Annotated in this window: 19 protein-coding genes; 15 read left to right on the top strand and 4 right to left on the bottom strand. The window is 57.7% G+C overall.

Annotated features, from left to right (window positions below):
• Positions 1–27: 27 nt before the first annotated feature.
• From NL116_RS14465 to NL116_RS14445, 5 genes are all read left to right on the top strand, one after another.
• A complete protein-coding gene (locus NL116_RS14465; protein ID WP_494377765.1) occupies positions 28–954 on the top strand; it encodes a phosphohydrolase in 927 nt (308 codons plus the stop codon).
• Between the two features lie 42 nt (positions 955–996).
• Positions 997–1,377 carry a hypothetical protein gene (locus tag NL116_RS14460; protein WP_494377764.1) on the top strand — a complete coding sequence of 127 codons (381 nt, stop codon included), beginning with the start codon at positions 997–999 and terminating at the stop codon, positions 1,375–1,377.
• Between the two features lie 329 nt (positions 1,378–1,706).
• Entirely contained in the window at positions 1,707–2,909 is a 1,203-nt protein-coding gene (locus tag NL116_RS14455) for a tyrosine-type recombinase/integrase (protein ID WP_494377763.1), read from the top strand.
• A gap of 12 nt (positions 2,910–2,921) precedes the next feature.
• Positions 2,922–4,511, top strand: coding sequence for an ABC-F family ATPase (locus NL116_RS14450; protein WP_080943075.1), 1,590 nt, complete (start codon positions 2,922–2,924; stop codon positions 4,509–4,511).
• Positions 4,512–4,795: 284 nt separating this feature from the next.
• Positions 4,796–5,983 (top strand): MFS transporter, encoded by a 1,188-nt coding sequence (locus NL116_RS14445; protein ID WP_494377762.1) that lies wholly within the window; start codon positions 4,796–4,798, stop codon positions 5,981–5,983.
• A gap of 25 nt (positions 5,984–6,008) precedes the next feature.
• On the opposite strand, the gene NL116_RS14440 is transcribed toward NL116_RS14445, so the two are convergent.
• Together NL116_RS14440 and NL116_RS14435 are read right to left on the bottom strand one after the other, a co-directional pair.
• Entirely contained in the window at positions 6,009–7,046 is a 1,038-nt protein-coding gene (locus NL116_RS14440; RefSeq protein WP_494377761.1) for an alpha/beta hydrolase family protein, read from the bottom strand.
• A 250-nt stretch (positions 7,047–7,296) separates the two neighbouring features.
• Positions 7,297–7,908 carry an FMN-dependent NADH-azoreductase gene (locus NL116_RS14435; RefSeq protein ID WP_494377760.1) on the bottom strand — a complete coding sequence of 204 codons (612 nt, stop codon included), beginning with the start codon at positions 7,906–7,908 and terminating at the stop codon, positions 7,297–7,299.
• A gap of 129 nt (positions 7,909–8,037) precedes the next feature.
• Between NL116_RS14435 and NL116_RS14430 the strand changes: the two genes are divergently transcribed.
• On the top strand, positions 8,038–8,946 hold the full coding sequence (locus NL116_RS14430; protein ID WP_494377759.1) for a LysR substrate-binding domain-containing protein: 909 nt from the start codon (positions 8,038–8,040) through the stop codon (positions 8,944–8,946).
• The gene (locus tag NL116_RS14425) at positions 8,943–9,302 is read left to right on the top strand and encodes an MmcQ/YjbR family DNA-binding protein (protein WP_494377758.1); all 360 of its coding nucleotides are present in this window, start codon (positions 8,943–8,945) and stop codon (positions 9,300–9,302) included. Before NL116_RS14430 ends, NL116_RS14425 begins: the two co-directional genes overlap by 4 nt.
• On the opposite strand, the gene NL116_RS14420 is transcribed toward NL116_RS14425, so the two are convergent.
• Complete coding sequence (locus NL116_RS14420; protein WP_494377757.1) at positions 9,299–9,730, bottom strand: DUF1294 domain-containing protein; 432 nt, start codon at positions 9,728–9,730, stop codon at positions 9,299–9,301. The two genes, NL116_RS14425 and NL116_RS14420, sit on opposite strands and share 4 nt — an antisense overlap.
• Positions 9,727–10,557, bottom strand: coding sequence for an undecaprenyl-diphosphate phosphatase (locus NL116_RS14415; RefSeq protein ID WP_494377756.1), 831 nt, complete (start codon positions 10,555–10,557; stop codon positions 9,727–9,729). The genes NL116_RS14420 and NL116_RS14415 overlap by 4 nt, the downstream gene beginning before the upstream one ends.
• 292 nt (positions 10,558–10,849) lie before the next feature.
• Between NL116_RS14415 and NL116_RS14410 the strand changes: the two genes are divergently transcribed.
• The 8 genes from NL116_RS14410 (at position 10,850) to fapE (ending at position 17,714) form a co-directional block, all read left to right on the top strand.
• Entirely contained in the window at positions 10,850–12,484 is a 1,635-nt protein-coding gene (locus tag NL116_RS14410; RefSeq protein ID WP_494377755.1) for a methyl-accepting chemotaxis protein, read from the top strand.
• A gap of 138 nt (positions 12,485–12,622) precedes the next feature.
• A complete protein-coding gene (pnuC, locus tag NL116_RS14405) occupies positions 12,623–13,186 on the top strand; it encodes a nicotinamide riboside transporter PnuC (RefSeq protein WP_494377754.1) in 564 nt (187 codons plus the stop codon).
• The gene (locus NL116_RS14400; protein ID WP_494377753.1) at positions 13,183–13,707 is read left to right on the top strand and encodes an AAA family ATPase; all 525 of its coding nucleotides are present in this window, start codon (positions 13,183–13,185) and stop codon (positions 13,705–13,707) included. Before pnuC ends, NL116_RS14400 begins: the two co-directional genes overlap by 4 nt.
• Before the next feature lie 356 nt (positions 13,708–14,063).
• Positions 14,064–14,519 carry a functional amyloid chaperone FapA gene (gene fapA / locus NL116_RS14395; RefSeq protein WP_494377752.1) on the top strand — a complete coding sequence of 152 codons (456 nt, stop codon included), beginning with the start codon at positions 14,064–14,066 and terminating at the stop codon, positions 14,517–14,519.
• A gap of 1 nt (position 14,520) precedes the next feature.
• Complete coding sequence (gene fapB / locus NL116_RS14390) at positions 14,521–15,102, top strand: fibril amyloid subunit FapB (protein WP_494377751.1); 582 nt, start codon at positions 14,521–14,523, stop codon at positions 15,100–15,102.
• Positions 15,103–15,165: 63 nt separating this feature from the next.
• The gene (fapC, locus tag NL116_RS14385) at positions 15,166–16,182 is read left to right on the top strand and encodes an amyloid-like fimbrin subunit FapC (RefSeq protein WP_494377750.1); all 1,017 of its coding nucleotides are present in this window, start codon (positions 15,166–15,168) and stop codon (positions 16,180–16,182) included.
• Positions 16,183–16,245: 63 nt separating this feature from the next.
• On the top strand, positions 16,246–16,926 hold the full coding sequence (fapD, locus tag NL116_RS14380; protein ID WP_494377749.1) for a fibril amyloid maturation endopeptidase FapD: 681 nt from the start codon (positions 16,246–16,248) through the stop codon (positions 16,924–16,926).
• 44 nt (positions 16,927–16,970) lie between these two features.
• Positions 16,971–17,714, top strand: coding sequence for a fibril amyloid subunit FapE (fapE, locus tag NL116_RS14375; RefSeq protein WP_494377748.1), 744 nt, complete (start codon positions 16,971–16,973; stop codon positions 17,712–17,714).
• Positions 17,715–17,742 lie beyond the last annotated feature (28 nt).

The raw sequence follows: 17,742 nt of genomic DNA, 5'->3' as shown, positions 1-17,742 counted from the left end.
ATCCGCTATAGCGGCAAAGGAACAGTCATGACTGCCAATCAATCGAAACCCATGTGCATTTACCATGGCAACTGCGCTGACGGCTTCGGCGCAGCCTGGGTGGTACGCAAAGCTCTTGGTAATGATGTCGAGTTCGTCGCTGGTGTTTACGGTCAAGAGCCGCCGGACGTCACAGGCAAGGACGTGATCCTCGTCGACTTCAGCTACAAGTACGACGTACTGGCAGCGCTCGCGAACAAAGCCAATAGCATCATCGTGCTCGACCACCATAAAAGCGCTGCTGAAGACTTAGCCCGCTTTGAGCCATTTCACGCTGGCATCGAAGAAGATACTCGGCACGACGACGGGTCTCCGTTGCTCGGATGGAAGACGGCGCACGATATGGCTCACTCGCAGAATGGTCCAGCCATTGCCTGTTGCTTCGACATGAATCGCAGCGGGGCAATGCTGGCGTGGGATCATTACTTCCCCGACCAAGATCCACCGCAACTGCTGCGACACATCGAGGATCGCGATTTGTGGTTGTTCAAACTGGACGGTACCAGGGAGATTCAGGCCAACCTGTTCAGCTACCCCTACGACTTCGAAGTGTGGGACCGCCTGATGGCCGCCGACGTTGAGACTTTGCGTTCAGATGGCGCCGCGATTGAGCGCAAGCATCACAAGGACGTCGCTGAACTGGTCGCCGTGACGAAGCGCCGCCTGGTGATCGGTGGTCACGACGTGCCCGCAGCTAGCCTCCCGTACACCTTGACCAGCGATGCCGGCCATCTCATGGCGCAAGGCGAGCCATTCGCTGCCTGCTACTGGGACACGCCGGACGGACGTTCATTCAGCCTGCGCAGCACCGACGAAGGCCTCGATGTTTCCGATATCGCCAAACAGTACGGCGGTGGCGGTCACCGCAACGCTTCCGGCTTTCGCGTGCCATTCGGCCACGAACTGACCCAATAACCAAAGCTTATATACCAGCCTGCCGGTGGGAGAGGAATCGCCATGCCTGAAATCAAGTGTCTCATGGGCCACGCACAGCACGTCAGCACCACCGACTGGGTGGCCACTCTGACACTCGACCAACTCCGCTTCGCCCGGAAGCTCATGGATGAAATGATTAAAGCAGCCGAGGCGCAACCGGAACGAATTGTCTGGCGTGTTTGCCTGGGTGGCATGTGCTTAGGAAACTATCCCGAAGATCAATACGAAAAAGCTGCTGACCATTTGTTGCAAGTGTTCAAAGGCACGTTTATGGAAGAAGCCGCTGAATACATGAAAAAACCATACGGTACCGAAGTATTCCGCCGCCAGTTACCCAGTATCGAGATCGAGCGTGTGACTCAGTTCGAATATGAAACCGAGTGGTTTCCTGAAAAATCGTAATTAGTGCCCGCCCGGTACTGCCCCGCTTTTACCAGCATGTAAATCGGAACCGGGCGAGCGGCGCACACGATACAGCAGAAAGCCTTCCTCCAAAAAATATCTAACGGCCTGCCGATGGGCGGCGGGCAAGGAACCCCCATGTCCGAAAACATAGCGATTGAACCAACTCCTCCGCCAGATCCGGACAAGCTGACAGAAAAACAAATGGCAGTTCGACTCGGAACAACTGTGAAAGGGCTTCAGGCCCGCCGCAGCCGAAAGAAAATACCGGAAGGCGTCTGGAACAAGGTAGACGGCGCCATTATGTACAGCGTCAGGAGATACGACGAATGGGTAGAAAGTCTGTGGGTATGCCCGCCGGGGTGGAGATCAGGGGCGATGCAATCCGGATCCGTTTTACTTGGAACGGTCAGCGACGCTCAGAGACGCTTACCATCCCAGCAACGAAGGAAGGCATCAAGATTGCCACCCGCCTTAGAGATCAAGTAGTCGGGCTTATTAAGATGGACCTGCTTGACGATGCGAAGTATGCCGAGCTATTTCCTAACTCGGCTACAACTTCAGGCGGAATGTTATCGTTTGGGGTGTACGCCCAGCTCTGGCTTAATGGGAGGGAGATCGAGGCAGGCACGCGCAAAAACTATAAGGGAGTTTTAAATCTTTACTGGATGCCTCAGCTGGCATTAACTCGGCTCGATTTAATTAGCACAATGCTCCTGCGCCAGATCGTCGGTGAGATCGATTGGTATTCGCCAGGTGTAAAGCGCAATGCCCTGGTGCGCCTAAATACTATTTTGGATGCAGCCGTTGCTGAGGGGCTAATCGAGAAGAATCCCGCAAAGTTGTTGGATAAACCGAAGCGTAAAAAAGAAGAGCCCGATCCTTTCAGTGTTGAAGAGGCCAATCAAATCATCGAACAGCTGTATCGGACGGAACATTGGCCCAGTAGCATATTCGGGGCATTCTTCGAGTTCGCGTTTTTTACCGGCCTTCGGTTGCAGGAAGCGATAGCCCTGCGCTGGGATGAGGTCGATATCCAAAAAAGGGAAATGCGCATATGCCGGGTAATCGCCTTGGGCGAAATTGAGGAGCGCACAAAGACAAAGAAGAACCGGGTTGTGCTACTCAACCCTCGCGCACTGCATGCTCTAGAGTTTGCGAAGAAGTATGCAGAGCGACGACTGAAGGGCGAAGGAGCATTGAAAGCGTTCCCTTACGTGTTTCCGCCATCGAGGATGAGCGAGTACATCAAACAAACCTCGGACCTGCATAAACAGTGGGGGCCGGCTCTGGCAGCCATTGGCGTCCGTTATCGCCCGCCGCACAACTGCCGCCATACTTATGCGACAATGTGCTTAATGTCCAACATGAACCCCGCCTTTATTGCCCAGCAGCTTGGCCATAGCGTCAAAATGCTGCTTGATACTTATGCGCGCTGGCTGAGCTCAAGTGGTGATTGGGAAGAGATGGACAAGCTAAACAATGGCCCAAGATTGGCCCAAGCCCAAAATGCACAGCGCGTAACCCCTTGATAGGTAACAGTTTTGATCTCTACAGCTAACATCACGATGCAGTTCGGCGCCAAGCCGCTATTCGAAAACGTTTCGGTCAAGTTCGGCGCGGGCAACCGCTACGGCCTGATCGGCGCCAACGGTTGCGGCAAGTCGACTTTCATGAAAATCCTCGGTGGCGATCTCGAGCCATCCGGCGGCCAGGTCATGCTCGAGCCGAACGTGCGTCTGGGCAAATTGCGCCAGGACCAGTTCGCCTACGAAGAATTCACCGTGATCGATACCGTGATCATGGGTCACGAAGAGCTGTGGAAGGTCAAGGCCGAGCGCGATCGCATTTACTCGCTGCCGGAAATGACCGAAGAAGACGGTATGGCTGTCGCCGAACTGGAAACCGAGTTCGCTGAAATGGACGGCTACACCGCCGAATCCCGTGCCGGCGAGCTGTTGCTGGGCCTGGGTATCGGCATCGAGCAACACTTTGGCCCGATGAGCGAGGTTTCCCCAGGCTGGAAGCTGCGCGTATTGCTGGCGCAGGCGCTGTTCTCCGATCCTGAAGTGCTGTTGCTCGACGAACCGACCAACCACCTGGACATCAACACCATCCGCTGGCTGGAAAACATTCTGACCCAGCGCTCCAGCCTGATGATCATCATCTCTCACGACCGTCACTTCCTGAACAGCGTGTGCACCCACATGGCTGACCTGGATTACGGCGAATTGCGTCTGTTCCCGGGCAACTACGACGAGTACATGACCGTGGCGACCCAGTCCCGCGAGCAACTGCTGTCGGACAACGCCAAGAAGAAAGCGCAGATTTCGGAACTGCAGTCGTTCGTCAGCCGCTTCTCGGCCAACGCCTCGAAAGCCAAGCAAGCGACTTCCCGCGCCAAGGCCATCGACAAGATCCAGCTGGCCGAGGTCAAGCCTTCGAGCCGCGTGAGCCCGTTCATCCGTTTCGAACAAACCAAGAAGCTTCACCGTCAAGCGGTCATCGTCGAGCGTATGGCTAAAGGCTTCGACGGCAAGACCCTGTTCAAGGACTTCAGCTTCCAGGTTGAAGCCGGCGAGCGCGTGGCGATCATCGGCCCGAACGGTATCGGTAAAACCACCCTGCTGCGCACCCTGGTCAACGAACTGACCCCGGATGCCGGTACCGTGAAGTGGACCGACGCTGCGGAACTGGGCTACTACGCCCAGGACCACGCGCACGACTTCGAAGACGACTGCAACCTGTTCGACTGGATGGGCCAGTGGACTCAGGGCGGCGAACAAATCGTTCGCGGTACCCTCGGCCGCATGCTGTTCTCTAACGATGAGATTCTCAAGTCGGTCAAGGTCATCTCCGGTGGTGAGCAAGGTCGCATGCTGTTCGGCAAGCTGATCCTGCAAAAGCCGAACGTGCTGATCATGGACGAACCGACCAACCACTTGGACATGGAATCCATCGAGGCGCTGAACCTGGCGCTGGAGAACTACCCAGGCACGCTGATCTTCGTCAGCCACGACCGTGAGTTCGTATCGTCGTTGGCAACCCGCATCATCGAATTGAGCCCTAGTGGCGTGATCGACTTCAGCGGTACTTATGACGATTACCTGCGTAGCCAGGGTGTTGTGTTCTAAGTATTGGTTTCAAGCTTCAACTGAAGGCCCTGTCCATGTGACGGGGCTTTCTGCATTTCATGGCCAAAGAACCTTCTGGTGCTGAAACCTTCGCGAGCAAGCCCGCCCCCACATTCGATCGAGTTATCCCTGTAAGAATGCGGACAAATGCGAGAGCGGGCTTGCTCGCGAAGGGGCCCTGAAAGACAACCAAAATAGTCAGTCAAAATAGATAGCCAGCTTCCTTTTATTCCCCACCCACGCCATGATGCAGCTCTCCCACCGCCGCCCGCGAACGAGCCCACATGTCTGCGCAGCAACAGCCCCCGCAAAGCTCCCTGGCGATCACCCTGCAGATCGTCTCCATCGTTTTTTATACCTTTATTGCCTTCCTCTGCATCGGCCTGCCGATTGCGGTATTGCCGGGCTATGTTCATGAGCAACTGGGCTTCAGCGCGATCATCGCCGGGCTGACCATTGGCTCGCAGTACCTGGCCACCCTGCTCAGCCGGCCGATGGCCGGGCGCATGTCGGACAGCATTGGCACCAAGCGGGCGATTGTCTACGGGTTATCGGGGATTGTGCTGAGCGGCGTATTGACGCTGATCTCGACGTTGCTGCAGAGCATGCCGCTGTTGAGTCTGTTGATCCTGATCGCCGGTCGCTTGCTGCTTGGGATCGCCCAAGGCTTGATTGGCGTAGGCACCATCAGTTGGTGCATGGGCCAGGTCGGCGCGGAGCACACCGCCCGCTCCATCTCCTGGAACGGCATCGCGTCTTACGGCGCCATCGCCATTGGCGCGCCGTTGGGCGTGGTGATGGTTGCCGAGTATGGTTTCGCCAGTCTGGGGATCGCGTTGTCGCTGCTGGCGCTTGCCGCGCTGCTGCTGATTCGCAACAAACCGTCGGTGCCGGTGATCCGTGGCGAGCGCCTGCCCTTTTGGGCAGTGTTCGGGCGTATTGCGCCGTTTGGGGCGAGCCTGAGCCTGGCGTCCATCGGGTATGGCACGCTGACCACCTTTATTACCCTGTATTACGTCAGCCGTGGTTGGGCCGGTGCCGCGTATTGCCTCACCGTGTTTGGTGCCTGCTTCATTTTGGCGCGACTGTTGTTCATCTCCAGCATCAGCCGTTTCGGCGGATTCACCTCGGCCATTGCCTGCATGAGCATTGAAACCGTGGGCCTGGTGCTGCTGTGGCTAGCGCCTTCGACGGGTTACGCACTGATCGGCGCGGGCCTGACCGGTTTTGGCTTGTCGCTGGTCTATCCGGCGCTGGGGGTTGAAGCGATCAAACAGGTGCCAAACTCCAGTCGTGGCGCGGGGTTGAGTGCTTATGCGGTGTTTTTTGATCTGGCACTGGCCATCGCCGGGCCGTTGATGGGCGCGGTGGCGTTGAACCTTGGGTATACGTGGATTTTCTTTAGCGCCGCGTTGTTGTCGGTAACCGGACTGGCGCTGACCCTGCTACTCAAACGCCGCGCAATGGCCTAGCCAGCTGCTACAAGGGTTGTAGTGTTTATTGATCGGCAGTTTGCAGGCCTGCCCGGGTTGCGATGCCCAGGGTGCGGGAGAAGAATCGCCCGGCTTCGGAGATCATGTCGCGATGAATGCCTTCGCGGTCGACACCGTCGGCGTCGGTGCACAGCGCCGGCATGGTGGCGATCTGTTCATCGTTGCACGGTGCCATGAACACGAAGTGCCCTGCCCCCGCCAACAATTTGAAATCCGGCGCTATCGGCAATTTTCGGGCGAGTGCAGCAGCGTTCTTGTCGAAGGCGACCAGTTTGTCACCGTCACCACTGTAGAGCAGCACCGGCACATGCACATCGGCCAGGGTGTGACGGCCGAATTTCAAACTCAACGGCGCCATTAACAGCAAGGCACGCACACGCGGGTCGGCCACAGGTTGAAGATCGTCACGGTCCACAATCAGCTCACCTTTGGTGTTGCAGGCATCGCGATCGTCGGGGCGCTCCTCGCAATACCGACGCAGACGATCCAGATCAGGCGTGGCACCGGACAGGATCAACGCCGTCTCCCCGCCCGCCGAATAGCCGATTACGCCGACCTGATTGGCATTGACGAATGGCGCAAGCATGCGATCGCCCAGCGTGGCAGTAATAGCTTCGGAAATCTGGATGGGACGGCCGTAGAGGTTGCTCAACGTACCAAGGCGGCTGTGATCTTTGGAGTTGTCGCCGGGATGGACCACCGCCACCACCACAAAACCTTTTCGCGCCAGCGACGTGGCGAGGTCGTGCAGGGCCAGCGGGGTTCCGGTGTTGCCGTGGGACAGCATCAGCATCGGGAAACGGCCGATAGCCACCGGGATGTCTTCACCGGCTTCGACCGTGTAGCCCTCGATTTTACTGGTGTGTTCGCGCTCACTGGAGGGATAAAACGCGATGGCGTGCATCGGTTGTAAATCGAGAGGGTCGAGAAAACTCATCTCATGGAAGCCGACGCTCCAGTGTGGATGCGGCGCAGGCGCGGCGTGCACTGAATTCAGGCTGCTGAGCAGGCAAAACAGTAACGTTGCACAAAGACGCACCATAAGGATGCCCCACCATTTGTTACCTGACCGGAAAGCCCGTTCTCCCCGGATGATCGAGGCAGCGGCCTTGTACCAGCTATCGCGGACACCAAGGTCGTTGCAGAACGGGAGCGTTAACCCCCTGTTGCATAACCTGGGCCACAACCTGAAACAGCCAGAAACAAAAAACTCCGTATCTGGCACTTGCGTGACCAGAATACAGAGTTTTCGGGGGTGTTGCCTGAGCTGTTTTACGTTTTTTACGCAAGCCTTACGCAGCGGCGAAAAGTTGCTCGCTGATTTGCGCTTGAGCATCGCTCATGGCTTTGGTGCGAACTTCGTCACCGTAGGCCAGGCCATGGGCGCGGACAAACTCGATGTCGGTGATACCGATGAAGCCGAACAGCACTTTCAGATATTCTTCGTGAGCCACGCCAGTGGCTTGACCGGCATGCAGGCCACCGGAAGTCGAAACGATCACGACTTTCTTGCCACCGCACAGGCCTTCTGGGCCGGCTTCGGTGTAACGGAAGGTCTGACCGGCAACGGCGATCCGATCGATCCAGGCCTTGAGTTGGGTCGGGATGGTGAAGTTATACATCGGTGCGGCAATCACCACGGCATCGGCGGCGAGGAATTCAGCCAGAGTGGTGGCGCTCAGCTCGGCCTCGTGCTGCTGGGCGGCGTTGCGCAGTTCGGCGGCAGTACCCGCAGCAACGAGAGTCGTGGCGGAGAAATGGCTGATGGCATCGGCGGCGAGGTCGCGGTAAGTGACCACGGCGCTCGGCTCTGCGGTTTGCCAGGCTTTGACGACTTCGCTGCTCAGCAGACGGGAAGCCGAGTTGTCACCAAGAATGCTCGAATCGATATGCAACAGTTTCATGTGGGATCTCCAAGTGAGGACCGCCACGGGGCGATCTGATGGAGTGAATCCTACAGACGAAACCAATGGCTGATTAGGCCGCAACAATGCGATAGTTCGTCCCACTGATAGAACAATCGGACCGCCGTCATGCAAGACCTCAATGATCTCTACTATTTTGCCAAGGTGGTCGAAGCCGGCGGTTTTGCCGCTGCCGGTCGATTGCTCGGGATTCCGAAATCGCGGTTGTCGCGGCGTATTGCCGAACTGGAAGAACGCCTCGGCGCACGCCTGCTGCAACGCACCACTCGGCAACTCAAGCTGACGGCGGTGGGCGAGCGTTATCTGCGGCACTGTCAGGCGATGCTGCTGGAGGCGGAAATGGCTGATGAAGCGGTGGCCAGCATGTCCAGCGAACCCCGTGGCCGGTTGCGGGTGTCGTGCCCGGTCGGCCTGGCGCATGAAATGTTGCCGACGGTCATCGCCCGATTTCTTGAGAAATACCCGCAGGTGCAATTGGAGGTCATGCTGCTCAATCGCCGGGTCGACCTGGTCACCGAAGGCGTCGACGTCGCCTTGCGCGTGCGTGAACTGGGCGATGAAGATCCGTTGCTGGTAACCCGACGCTTGCGCCAGGCACAAATGGCCATGGTTGCCACCCCGGCGTTTTTGCACGGGCGTGAAATCAATCACCCTGAGGACCTGAAAAATCTGCCCGTACTCGGCGCACTCGAAGCCGACCGCATGGTGCATATTCGCCTGCTGGATCAGCAAGGCAAAAGTGTCGAGCTGAGCCTGGAAGCGCGGCTCGGCATCGATGACTTTATCGTGCGCAAGGCCTGCACCCTCGCCGGCCAGGGTTTTACCTTGCTGCCCATGATGTATTGCGAGCCGGAGCTGGAAGACGGCTCGCTGGTGCAACTGCTACCCGATTGGTCATTGCCTGGCGGCTGGCTGCAAGCGGTCTACCCTCATCGGCGCGGGGTAATGCCGGCGGTTCGTGCCTGGCTTGACCATTTGATCGAAACATTCAACGCGTGTGGGGACCGACTGATATGAAGGCTGGACGTATGAGCGAAGAGGATGTCGCGCAGTTCTGTCTCGCGCTACCGGGTGCGCGGGAAGACTTTAAATGGGGCGGTGTGCGGGTGTTTTCGATTGCCGGGAACAAGATGTTCGCGTTGCAGAACCTGCGCGGCGATTCCCTGGCTTTCAAAGTCGACAAGGATCTGTTCCTGGGCCATTGCGATCGGCCGGGCATCCACCCGGCTCCCTATCTGGCGAGAGCCCAGTGGATCATCATGCAAACGCCCTACCCGCTGGGCGCCGAAGAACTGCAAGGCTTGTTGCAACGGTCCCACCAATTGGTGGTGAGCAAACTGCCCAAGCGTACCCGGGTGGGACTGTTGCTTTAGAACAAGGCCAACAGGTGTGCGCCCAAAAATAGCTGATCGATCCAGAACACTTGGTGCAGCAACACAATCAGCCAGAACAGCAGTTGATACGAGACTTTGCGGGTCTTGTGCCGAAACACCTGCTGAGCCAGCAAGGCGCCGGGCCAGCCACCGGCCAGTTCAACCGCGTGCAAGACGTTTTCCGGCGTGCGCCAGGCGTCGGCGCGGGCCTTGCGCTTGTCGCTCCAATACAGGAAAAACGCCAGCACACTGACGATCCCGTATGCGGCCAGCGGAATCAACGACACACCGCGCAGCCAAAGCGTCACCGCCCCAAACAGCGGCAGCGCACACAGGACTGCGAAAACCAGCAGTTTGAGCCTGGGATGCTGGATGCGCTCTCCCCCGGACCCGCGCCCGGGGTCGCGGCGCCCGCCGGCGTCACTCATGGCTTGGCCGCAGACCAGTCGACCCAGCCAAACTGCCAGGTGGCCAGAATGACCAGTCCAAACGCGATCCGATACCAGGCGAACGCTGCGTAGCTGTGGCTGGCGATGAACTTGAGCAGGCCGCGGACCGCGATCATCGCGAAGACGAAGGCCGTCACGAAACCGATCGCGAACACCGGAAAATCTGCCGGCACGAACAGATGACGGTATTTGAAACCCGAATACACCGCTGCAGCGACCATGGTCGGCATTGCCAGGAAAAACGAGAACTCGGTGGCCGTTTTGCGCGACAGGCCGAACAGCAACCCGCCAATGATGGTCGAGCCAGAACGCGACGTCCCTGGGATCATGGCCAGGCACTGGGCGAAACCGACCTTCAGCGCGTCTTGCCAGGTAATCTCATCGACCGTTTCGGCATGCACCTGATGCTGGCGTTTCTCCGCCCACAGCATAATCACACCGCCCACCACCAACGCGGTCGCGACGGTAATCGGGTTGAACAGGTAATGGTGAATCAGGTCGGAGAAAATCACCCCCAGAACCACGGCCGGCATGAAGGCGATCAGCAGGTTGGCGGTGAAGCGACGCGCGCTCGGTTGCGTTGGCAAACCGGTCACCACATCGAGAATCTTGCGACGAAACTCCCACACCACTGCCAGGATTGCACCCAACTGGATAATGATGTTGAACGCGATTGCGCGCTCGCCACCGAAGTTGAGCAAGTCGGCCACGATGATCTGGTGCCCGGTGCTGGAAATAGGCAGAAACTCTGTCAGCCCTTCTACTACGCCAAGTATCAATGCCTGAAAGGCGGTCCAAAGATCCATCAATCCCCCAAGAAGCAATGCCCCCAGGCATGCCCCGTCAATTTTGTTTAAACGTTCATTGCGCTGAGCGTAGTTGAAGTTCCGCGCGCACAGGATCCAGACGAAACCGTAAAAATTCCGTGAAAACAGAGCGTGATTCAGGTTTTTCTGCGCGGGGCCGAAATCCTATCAGACAAGCCACTAAAACGCTGCCGGGGAATAGGACTAGCGTCGCATATGCCCAACCGGCAAAGCGTGGTTGGATGCTGGCAATGGTTTATGACAATAAAAAGAAAACTGGAGTAACAGCGTTATGAACAGCTTGCGCAGTGTATCGATCAGCCGACGCTTGTGGCTCATCTTGATCGTGTCGGTAGTGATGTTGCTGACGTTGGGCCTGCTGATGCTCAAGCAGATTCACGACGACCTTTATCAGGCCAAGGCGCAGAAAACCCAGCACGTGGTACAGACTGCCAGCGGCATTCTGACTTACTACCATGACCTGGAAACGGCCGGCACCCTCTCCCGTGACGCAGCGCAGAAGCAGGCGCTGACCGCGGTCCGTGGACTGCGCTATGACCAGAATGACTACTTCTGGATCAACGACCTGACGCCGGTGATGATCATGCACCCGGCCAACCCCAAGCTTGACGGCCAGAACTTGTCGGCCATCCGCGACCCGGACGGTTTTGCGGTATTCAACGAAATGGTCGCCGTGGCCAAAGCCAAGGGCGCCGGCATGGTCAACTACCGTTGGCCGAAACCGGGTGCCAGCGCCCCGGTCGAAAAAACCTCTTACGTCAAACTCTTCGAGCCTTGGGGATGGGTGATTGGCTCGGGGGTGTACATCGATGACACGCAGGCCGAGTTTTATGGTCGTGCAGAGGAGGCGACGATGCTCGGGGTGGCGATCGCACTGGTGATGGCGCTGTTGGTCATCCTGATCGCCCGCAGTATTGTGCGCCCGCTCCAGGACACCGTGAACGCCATGGCCAATATCGCCAGCGGTGAAAGTGACCTGACTCGCAGCCTCGATCCCCACGGCCAGGACGAAGTGGCGCAACTGGCACGGCATTTCAACGCGTTCACCACCAAGTTGCGCCGGGTGATCACCGAGTTGCAGGTGTCCGCCAGCGCGCTGGGGCAATCGTCCAGTGAATTGGGCAATGACGCCGCCCAGGCTCAACAACGCAGCCAGCAGCAGTCCCAGCAGATGGAACTGGTGGCCACGGCTGTTAATGAAGTGACCTATGGCGTGCAGGATGTGGCCAAGAACGCCGAGCATGCCGCCAGCGAAATGCGCGACGCCGAATCTCAGGCGCAGCAGGGCCAGATCAACATCGACGGGAGCTTGCAGCAGATCGACAAACTGTCCGGCACCATCGATCAGGCTGTCGAAGTCATTCGCACCCTGGCAACGGAAAGTACGCAGATCGGCAGCGTACTGGAGGTGATCCGCTCTATTGCCGAGCAAACCAACCTACTCGCCCTCAACGCGGCCATCGAAGCGGCCCGGGCCGGTGAGCAGGGTCGAGGGTTTGCAGTGGTGGCCGATGAAGTGCGCCTGCTGGCCCAGCGCACGCAGAAGTCCACCGCAGAAATCCAGTCGATGATCGAACGCCTGCAAAACCATTCGGAAGCGGCGGTCAAAGTCATCGGCGACAGCAGCCGCGCGTCACAACTGACGATTGAACAGGCAGGCCTGGCCGGTGCGAGTCTGAATGCGATTGGCCAGGCGTTGCGCAACCTCAACGGGCTGAACGCTTCGATCGCCAGCGCGACATTGCAGCAGGCCCACGTGGTGGAAGACATCAATCAGAACGTGACCCAGGCTGCGGCGTTGTCCCACAGCACTGCGTTGGCGGCGGAGCAATCGAGTTTGGCGAGCGTTCGACTCAAAGACCTGAGCGAGCAGTTGAACGGGTTGCTCAAACAGTTCCGCGTGTAACACATCCCCTTTAGCAACTGACGAGCAACGTTTCTGGCGAAGGGGTTGCCCGTCAGTTGCTACTTGCAGGACAGGTTCTACTTGGCCGCGCCTGCCGGTACAATCCGCCCCCCACTTCGCTTTCCCCAAGGAACTTCCATGTCCGGGCTTGAACTGTTTGCCGCCGCCCTCGGTGTGGTCGCCGTCTGGTTGACGGTCAAACAGAACCCCTGGTGCTGGCCGATCGGTCTGGTCATGGTGCTGCTCTATAGCTGGATCTTTTTTGAGGTGAAGCTGTATTCGGACATGCTCCTGCAAGTGATCTACGCCGCGCTGCAACTCTATGGCTGGTGGCAATGGACCCGCGCAGGCGCAGCGAATTCTGGCCGTCAGGTCAGCCGGCTTGACTCGAAATCAGTCGCTTGGGGCCTCGCGGTCGGCGCGCTGGGCAGTGTGCTATTGGGCGCCGCCATGGCGCACTGGACCGATGCCGCCCAGCCTTGGCTCGACGCCGCACTGACCGGGTTCAGCCTGGTCGCGCAAATGTGGATGGCGCAAAAACGCGTGCAATGCTGGCCGTTGTGGATTGCCGTTGATGTAATTTTCGTCGGGCTGTTCATCTACAAAGGCATGTACCTCACGTCTGCGCTCTATGCACTGTTCCTGTTGCTGGCCGTGCAAGGCTGGCGTGAATGGCGTAGCGACCCGGCACTGCACGCATGAAGGTGCTGGTGCTCACAGGGCCCGAGTCCAGTGGCAAGAGCTGGCTGGCGGCAGGATTGCAGGAGCATTTCGGCGGTGTGCGGGTCGATGAATACGTGCGTTGGTTCATTGAACAAAACCCTCGCGATACGTGCCTGGGTGATATTTCCGAGATCGCACGCGGCCAGTTGCAGTGGGAAGATGAAGCCCGCTCGCGACAGCCACGGCTGTTGATTCTCGACACGCACTTGTTGAGCAATATCCTGTGGAGCCAAACCCTGTTTGGTGACTGCCCGGCATGGCTTGAACCTGCTTTATTGGCTCGGCACTACGACTTTCACTTGCTGCTGTCACCAGAGCATGTCGACTGGACGGATGACGGCCAGCGCTGTCAGCCAGAGTTGAGTGAACGCCGGGTATTTTTCAAGGCGACTTACACCTGGCTTGAACAGCATCGACAACCGTTTCAGGTCTTGCAGGGCAGTTGGGCAAACCGCCGGTCTCAGGCCTTTGAAGCGGTCACGCGCCTGCTGGCCTCTTGAGCCTGTTTTGAGTCGATTTTCCCCAGCGATTCCCCTGTTCTGGGGCAAGAGTGTCCATTCGTGAAACACTCATCTGCCCGCAAACAGGCCGTTTCAGCACTCTTCATCATCTTGTCATGGCTCTTGTTAAGCGTTTGAAACACCACCGCGCTAACCCTTGTTCTAGAGCTTTGCATCGCGATTGTTCGACAAAACCTTGCGGCACCTGTCTCAGCCCTGAAACACCTCGCGTATCGCTCAGTTCTCATTAAAAGCTAACCATTTGAATTAAAACAATAATTCAAATGCGGCACAGCTTTCGCTCTCTCCTTCCCAACGCTGACAAGGGCCAGCCCACAAAAGAAGGAATAGCTGCCGTGGGGACTTTCAATAAAGGCATGACCTGCCTACTGCTGATCGGATGTGCCGCCACTTCGGTACTCAGTTTCAATGCCCAGGCTGATGGCAACGGCGTTATCACTCTCAAACGCGACGTCCAGCCCATCCCTATCGGCCGCAATGGCGGCAAAGACCCCTACCCAACCACCGTCAATGCCAACCCATCGGCGCGCATCACCTCGACCATGAGCAACACCGAGTTGACTGACGGTGATTTCGCCAACATTGCCAGCGGCTCGACCATCACCGGCAACATCAACCCCAACACCAACGGTGGCAGCATGCAAGGCCTCAACGTCGTGACCAATCCCAACGGCATGCCAGGCATGAGCGCCGGTCACGGTGGTGGCAGCGGTGCCGCGATTTCCGGAACCATCAATCGGGCCATGAGTTCCGGCATGGCCCCCCTGACCAGAATGGCCGGAGGTCAATGACATGACTCGCAGCCTGATCTTCCTCGCGCTGTTTGCCAGTGCCGGCGTCATGGCCGACTCCTCCGGTGTTCCAACCGTGAACAACGCCAGCATCCAGGATGCCGGTGTCCAATACAAAGGCAACCTGAACGTCAACCAGGCAGCCGGTGATCAGCAACAACAAACCAACGTTCGCGCCATCGCAATCGGCACCAATGCCGGGGCGACGACCAGCGTCCAGCAAAAAATCAACACCCCCGCCAATCCGTCAATGAACGCGACGGCCACCATCGGCGGCACCTCTTTCAGCAATGGCAACGGCGTACTGGGCGTCAACCAGAGCGCCGGAGCCAACAACCAGATGGCCAACGCTGCGCGGATCAGCATCAGTGCCGGACCGCAGAGCGTCGACGATAGCGCCCTTTCTCAACAGAACGTGGCGTTGCTACCAAACTCAGGAGCAACTGGGTCCCAAACCGGCAGTCGCCAGGTCGTTACCAGCGACCAGGCCTTCACCGGCAGCCGAGGGATTATCCAGGTGAACCAGAGTGCCGGGGTGGGGAACCGAATGGCTAACACCCTGAGCATCCGGGTCGCTGACTGACCCAAACGCAGTGCGATTAGAAAGTACCAACACTTAACCAACTAATAAGCACGGAGAAACACCATGAAACCTACAATGGCCCTAAAACCACTGGTTTTCGCTCTCGCAGCAGTGATGGCAATCGCAGCACAAGCAGGCGGTCGTGATGATGATCACGGTCATGGCAATGGTCACGGCAATGGGCATAACAACCATCAGCCTCAACACCCTACTTTCGACGAACTGCTCTCAATCAGTGCCGGTGCCGGCGCGACAGTGATCGACGCACAAGACAGCAGTGGCAACACTGTGCTGAACCAAGGCACCAAAAATGGTGCTGCAATCGACAACTCGCTCAATGGTTCCAACGGCAACATGGGCGCTAACGTGGCAGCCGGCGACGGCAACCAACAAGACAACGCCGCCGCATTGGCGACTGCTGACGAAAGCTTCATTTTCGGTTCCGCAGTTGCGGCTTCCAGCGCCACTCAAAACAACTCCGACAACGCCGTCGCCAACTACTCCAACACCAATACCTCCACACTCACCAACGCAGGTAACAGTGGTTCCGGCAATATCGGGGTGAACGTGACCTCAGGCAACTTCAACCAACAGAAAAACAACCTGGCGATTGCTGTATCGGGTGGCCGTGTAGCCGTAGCAGCCGCCGAGGCTAATCAAACCTCCAGCGGCCTGCAAGTGGCCAACAACGGCACTCAGACCTATAAAACCGACACCCTCAGAGGCACTATCACCGCGGCTGGCGCGTTTGTAGCTGCAGGCAAAGCAGTGTCTGAACCTGCCAAAGACGATCATGGCCACGGTGGTTATGGTAACGATGACAGAGGTCATGGCGGCAACAACGGTGGTGGCAAAACCAATTCCGACTTCGTTGCAGTTGGCGTTTTCGGTCTGGCTGGCGTAACCACTCAACAAGTAATGACTCCAGATGGCTGGAAAAACCCTGTAACCAACACTGCCATTATGCAAAACTCGATGAACAACTTCTCCGGCAACGGCGGAGCCAACGTATCGTCTGGTTCTGGCAACCAACAAAGCAATTCGCTGTCCATCGCCGCAGGTTGCAAAGCCTGCCTGTAATCGCGATCGAAATGAAAGCCCCGGCAACGGGGCTTTTCCACAGTCCGCAAAGGCGTATCGATCATGCGTAAGACTGCCCTTTTCGCACTCCTCTGCCTGTCTGGCCTGACTCAGGCCGCACAGATGCCGGTTGCCGCCCTGCCAGGCGGCGTGCTGGTTTATAAGCATGTGCAGAGTTTGCGTGAGCGCAAGTTTTCCGACATCGTCGAACAGAAAACCGACTTCAGCTGCGGCGCTGCCGCACTGGCGACGGTGTTACGCCAGGCCTATTGGCTGGACGTCGATGAGGAGCACATCATTAAAGGCATGCTGGTCAATGCTGACCAGAACCTTGTTCGTACTCAAGGGTTCTCCATGCTGGACATGAAGCGCTACATAGAAAGCATCGGCATGCGCGCCAGGGGCTACAAGATCCCACCTGAAAAGCTGGATGCAGTAACGATTCCGGTGGTAGTACTGATGGAAATTCGCGGCTACAAGCACTTCGTGGTGTTGCAGCGTGCGGACAAGAACTGGGTCTATATAGGCGACCCGGTCCTCGGTCACAAGCGCTACTCCCATGATGACTTTGTCAAAGGTTGGAATGGCATTGTCTTCGCCATCGTAGGTCCCGGTTATGACAAAACCAATGCATTGCGCAGTCCACCGGTACCGCTAACGGCCAAGAACAAGCTGGATAGCTTCAACCCTGTCAGAGATGCTGAATTGATGGATTTTGGTTTCATACAGAGCGACTTCTTTTAATCGCCAAAAGATGATATTGGGGCAGGATGCTCCGGGAGCAGCAGATGAAAACTTCATACTGGCTGGCCGTTGCCTGTCTGGCAGCGAGCGCATCAGGCTATGCCAATGGATTCAAACCCATCGAAATCAAGGATCAGGAACTCGCCCAGTTGCGCGGCCGCTATGTAATGCCGGGCCGAATTATCAGCTTCGGCGTGGTCATGAGCAGTACCTGGCGCAATGCCAGCGGTGACGTCATCGGGGCAGCGACGTCCATGCAAATTCAGGCAGCAACGATCAAACCCGAATTTTATGTATCAACCATCAGTCACACCGGCAATGGCACTACGCCTGACCCAGGCACCGGCAATGTGATCGGCGGAGCAGGTCTGGCGACCAGCCAGGGCGTTACCCAAAGCGTTCGAGCAGCCGGGGACGGCAACACCGCTTACAACAACGTCGCGATCAACGTGAAGGAAGCCAACCAGGCGCCGGCGCTTTTGCCGGGTCAAGGACAGGCCCTGATGGCTGGACAAACCATCTCCGGCAGCAACGCCGCCGGCAGTGTCGCCGTAACCGCCTCCGGGGGTGGCATACAAATGGCTATTCAAGCCAGCGGCAACCAAGGCACGGCTCTGCAACAAGTCGCCCAGGGCGGATTGCTGCAAAACACACGATTGCTGGGCAACAGCAACATGGTGAACAACCTCACCCAACTCAACGTGGTGCTCAATAATAATGGCCCGAGTGCTGGCGCATTGGACTGCAACCTGACCCAACTTAACGCCCTTCGCACCTTAGGATATTGAACTACGCTGACTCTCGACCATTGGGCTT

Source organism: Pseudomonas sp. FBCC-B1667, from assembly GCF_059133255.1.
The sequence above is the reverse complement of the archived record's forward strand: the minus strand, read 5'-3'. Positions and strand labels throughout refer to the sequence as shown.